Annotated in this window: 5 protein-coding genes and 1 pseudogene; 1 reads left to right on the forward strand and 5 read right to left on the reverse strand. The window is 38.9% G+C overall.

The window, feature by feature from the left end; genetic code table 11:
• Nucleotides 1-23 precede the first annotated feature (23 nt).
• Genes BUA16_RS13945 through BUA16_RS13960 form a run of 4 tightly spaced genes read right to left on the reverse strand, consistent with a single transcriptional unit; the run spans nucleotide 24 to nucleotide 1802 of the window.
• Nucleotides 24-239, reverse strand: a complete 216-nt coding sequence (locus tag BUA16_RS13945) for a transposase (protein WP_072765370.1) — start codon at nucleotides 237-239, stop codon at nucleotides 24-26.
• Nucleotides 240-243: 4 nt separating this feature from the next.
• Nucleotides 244-822 (reverse strand): NAD(P)H-dependent oxidoreductase, encoded by a 579-nt coding sequence (locus BUA16_RS13950; RefSeq protein ID WP_072765371.1) that lies wholly within the window; start codon nucleotides 820-822, stop codon nucleotides 244-246.
• 4 nt (nucleotides 823-826) lie between these two features.
• Nucleotides 827-1165: a hypothetical protein gene (locus BUA16_RS13955; protein WP_072765372.1), complete on the reverse strand. Its 339-nt coding sequence runs from the start codon at nucleotides 1163-1165 to the stop codon at nucleotides 827-829.
• A 55-nt stretch (nucleotides 1166-1220) separates the two neighbouring features.
• Entirely contained in the window at nucleotides 1221-1802 is a 582-nt protein-coding gene (locus tag BUA16_RS13960) for a Crp/Fnr family transcriptional regulator (RefSeq protein WP_072765373.1), read from the reverse strand.
• A 1121-nt stretch (nucleotides 1803-2923) separates the two neighbouring features.
• On the opposite strand from BUA16_RS13960, the gene ltrA reads away from it, so the two are divergent.
• A complete protein-coding gene (gene ltrA, locus BUA16_RS13970) occupies nucleotides 2924-4171 on the forward strand; it encodes a group II intron reverse transcriptase/maturase (RefSeq protein ID WP_072765375.1) in 1248 nt (415 codons plus the stop codon).
• Nucleotides 4172-4406: 235 nt separating this feature from the next.
• Here ltrA and BUA16_RS18980 read toward each other — a convergent pair.
• Nucleotides 4407-4551, reverse strand: a pseudogene (locus BUA16_RS18980) (IS481 family transposase); the annotation flags it as partial.

The following is a 4551-nucleotide window of genomic DNA, read 5'->3' on the forward strand; positions in this document are numbered from 1 at the left end:
GGGATCATGACCAATTGTTGTGTTTATGCAAAAATTGTGGTTAATCTATAAAGGAAGAATTCTACATTTTTCACCCCTCTGAACTGTGCCCTGAAGGCTTTAATTTTTGCATTGAATGATTCTGCCGAGGCATTCGTACTTTTAGTTATAAAATAGTTCAGGATAGTTCTGTAATTAACGCTGATACTGTTAGCCACTGTTTGGAAGCTTTTAAATTTCTCCGTATGTTTAAATAACAAATTACTATTTGTTCAGTTGTCCTAATTTTTCAACTTTTTTCAACCATTTTATTCTATACTCTTCTTTTGATAATCTTATAGGTCCAATAGTAGTAATTCTGACTTTTTTCACTCCTATAAAATACAATGTTCCCTTTTTAATTGCATTATGACTTGGGTTTCCGTAAACCCATTTATAATACCAATCTGGTTGGTCTAAAGTACAAATTATTCGTGCCGTTTTCCCTGTAAAACGTTTGTCACTTAATAAAGAATTCTCTCTTTTGTTAAATGCAAATCCTGGAAGTAAAACTCGGTCTAAAAAACCTTTCATAATTGCGGGTACTGAACTCCACCAAACTGGATAAACCCAAACTAAATGGTCAGCCCATTTTAATTTGGCTTGAGCATCTATCAGGTCTGGTTCTAATTCTGTTCGCTTTCTATATCCAAATTGTAGGTTTGGGTTGAAGTTCAATTCTCCGATGTTAATTTCCTTTATTTCAGCATTCGATTTTTCAGCCCCTTTTTTATAGGATTTTGAAAGTGCAAAATTGAAACTTTCTTTATCTGGATGTCCATTTATGATTAGTATGTTTTTCATAAACCTAAAAATAAGTTTTCAATTTTCTTTCCAATTTCGTGCCTGTTAAATTCTCAATTTTGAAGAACTTATAAAGGATAAAACAAGTTGATACCGTTAAGAAGAATGTGCAAATTATGAAGCTGGCTACACTACAAAAAACAGCTAACATTTGTGTGCCGATTTCTCCCGAATATGAATCGAAATAATCTTGCCTTTCGATAAAATAGTTGTAAACGGCTATAGCGTATTCGTAAAAACCAACGGTAAGTTCATATAATAACCAAGTAGGATAAAACCATTTTCTAATAGGTTCCCACCATTTTCCCCAAATTGATTTCAGTTGTTTGTTGTTTTCTTCCATTTTTAAACCTTTTTACAAAGGTCATTTTAATGGAAGATGTATCATTTGATATAAATCAAATTCGGTTTTTTGGATTTCTTATTCTGCTTAATGTTTCAAGTGTAATTCCTAAATATGATGCAATGTGCGTAAGAGGTATTCTTTGGGTTATATTTGGATAAATATTTAAAAGGTGTTTGTATCGTTCTTCTGCCTTGTTGAACTGAATTGTATATAATCTTTCACATAGACCTAACATGGTTTGAGTAACAACTTTACTAATAAAACGTTCAAAATCGTGGTACTTCTTTGAAAGGCAATCAACTGTATCTTTTGAAAATTCAAGGACAACGGAATCTTCAATAAATTCAACATAATGAGGACTTGGCTCTTCGCTGAAAAAACTGATAATTGCAGCCATTATTTCATTTTCAAAAGTGAACCAGTCAGAAATGTCCTTTCCGTCTTTTAAATAATATACTCTTGAACAACCTTTTACAATTAAGTAGGCATTTTTAGAAAATTGTCCTTCACGAACTACAATCTCGCCCTTTTTATAACTTACAATTTTTGAATTCGCAATTAACTCTTGTTGACATTCATTGGTAATAGGATGATATGTTTCTCCAATTTTATTTAAGATTTTTTCAATATCCATTTGTTTAAGTGACTACTGTTTTTCGGTTTGATGGATGTTCGTCATAATGTTTGCCAACGGTTTGCGTATGAAGTGTGGGGCTTGGGAACTCGTCATTGTCAGCCGAGTACTGCTGGTTATTGAGAGCACTAAACGCTCTAAAACCCATGTCAGCCCCATATTTTATACCCTTTGTGTGTGCCCAGCATGGGCATCTTTTATCTACTGCAAAGTAGCTAATTAATCTAGAGGGTGCAAGTCCTTTATGGGCAGGGGTAACGCTTTGAACCATTAGTAAGTCGCAAGGGTGGTAACTGCGAGGTTACATCTGAAGGAAGCGAGACTACAAAACTCGGTACTGACGAACAGGAACCAGATATGAGGCTGTTAGGATGGATGAGCAAGCACATCATTGTAAAGTCCGAAACACTTTTAAGTGAATGCCGAAGCAGTAGATCTGGCAGGAATCGAGGGAAAGAAGATGTCATTACCTGGAGGGCGGAGCCTCAAGAAAATGTCCAGTGGACATTTTTAGCGAACGAGCCAGCCGGCGCGCGGCTAGTTTGCGTGTAACTAAATGGAGAAGTCAGCCGAAGTCAGTGTGTCACGAACAAAGTGTAAAATACTTTGGTGCTGTTTAAATGATGAGGGTAGGCCCCTCGGAGTCAATGTTCAGGCGTGGGCTTCAAACTGCCTTTATGTTACTAGACTTAAAAGGTCTGGTGAGAAGCGATAAAGGAAAAGGCATCCATACAGATGTCAAGTATGTAATAGAGAGACGAACGAAAGTAAACTATTGAAGAAGCGTCGAAAGCTGATTAGATGGTGTCGAAACCAAGGTCTTGACTTTGCCTTGGGATAAAAATGGAAGAGGAACCTGACTACTGCTTCCGTGGCATCCGGCGTAAAGATAGCGTGAATCTATTATAGGCATTTAAACGGAACGTGAGAACGTGTCGTCTCGATGTAAAGGGAAACCCTCAAGTGGAAGACCCACAAGAGCAAAAGTACCGATGCGAGGCACGCGGGCGGAACATCCCGTAGTAGTGTTGAAACTTCTGTAATGGAGGTGGAGCGAAGGGGATGTATTATTCAGTTTTTATCACAAAGAAAACTATGGTCATACCATAGGAGGTACCGAAATGATTAAAACAAAACCATTTAGTATTTCAAAGTTTGTCGTACAAAAAGCCTATGAGCGGGTAAAACAAAACCGCGGTAGTGCTGGAGTGGATGGCTTAAGCTTGGAAGATTTCGAAGAGGATCGCAGGAACCATCTATACCGATTATGGAATAGGATGAGTTCCGGCAGTTATATGCCTTCCCCAGTATTACAGGTAGAAATACCAAAGAAAGGAGGAGGTGTACGGCCGCTGGGAATACCTACGATAACTGATCGTATCGCTCAAATGGTAGTCACACTGAGTCTGGAGCCAAAGATTGATCGTATATTTCATAAGGATTCTTATGGATACCGACCGAATAAAAGCGCAATAGAGGCAGTAGGGACAACCAGGAAAAGATGCTGGAAGTATGATTGGGTCTTAGATCTCGATATCAAGGGATTCTTCGACAATATTCCACACGACCTGCTAATGAAAGCAGTGCGAAAACACACCCAATGTAAATGGATTTTACTTTACATTGAAAGGTGGCTCAAAACACCTGTAAAGAAATCCGATGGAACCCTTACAGAAAGGACAAAAGGGATGCCTCAGGGGGCTGTTATCAGTCCGCTGCTTGCCAACCTCTTTTTACATTACTGTATGGACGAATGGTTACGGATAAGATATCCGGACTGTCCATTCGAGAGATATGCTGATGATGGTGTGATACACTGCAAAACAGGAGCACAAGCGCGGGAATTAAGGGAGAATCTGGAAGAGCGATTGAAAGCTTGCGGACTAGAACTTCATCCGGAGAAAACAAAGATTGTTTACTGCGGAAAGGAAAGTCGAAACAAGTCCAATCCAGTTATTGCATTCGATTTTCTAGGCTATACGTTTAGAAGACGAAAGGCGAAAACAAAGCAAGGATATTACTTTACCAGCTTTCAACCGGCTATAAGCAATAAGTCCAAAGTGGCGATACGCGATAAAATGCGTTCTTGGAAGTTGCACAGAAGAGGGGGTAGTGATTTGAAAAGACTAGCTTCCATAATTAACCCAGTCCTTAGAGGCTGGATTAATTACTATGGAGCTTACTACAAATCTGAACTCTACAAAGTGCTACGCCATATGAATAAGCTATTGGTAAGATGGGCTACTCGGAAATACAAACGGCTACGAAGACGAAAAGGCAAAGCATTAAAATGGTTGGGGGAGATTTCAAAAAGAAATCCACACCTATTTGAGCATTGGCGTTACGGAGTCAAGCCACTGGTTGAATAATAACAGCCGTGTAAAGGGAGATCTTTACGCACGGTTGTGTAATAGCTACGATTTCGTCTGACAGTTAAGAGTTTTTTTAGGCATTTTGACTCTTGGAATAATTTTGGTTTAGGGGCTCGTTTGGAGCCCCCTGACCATTCCAGTCGTCGGACAGGTTATTCCTGACAGGTTGGTCTCCACCAGAGCCTGTTTCCGCTTTACCTGCCTCTAATAAAGGTACAATTTTATCGGATTGTAAATCCAACATTTTTTCATCAGCCAAATATTTGCTGTCCAGTAGGGTCTGCATCGGTGTTTTTCCAAAACAGTGCTTTCCTGTGTGGGTTCTTTCATTATTGTAATACTGCAACCAGCCATCCAGATCTACCTGTATTTCTTCA

Source organism: Arenibacter nanhaiticus, from assembly GCF_900141935.1.
GTDB classification, from domain to species: Bacteria; Bacteroidota; Bacteroidia; order Flavobacteriales; family Flavobacteriaceae; genus Arenibacter; species Arenibacter nanhaiticus.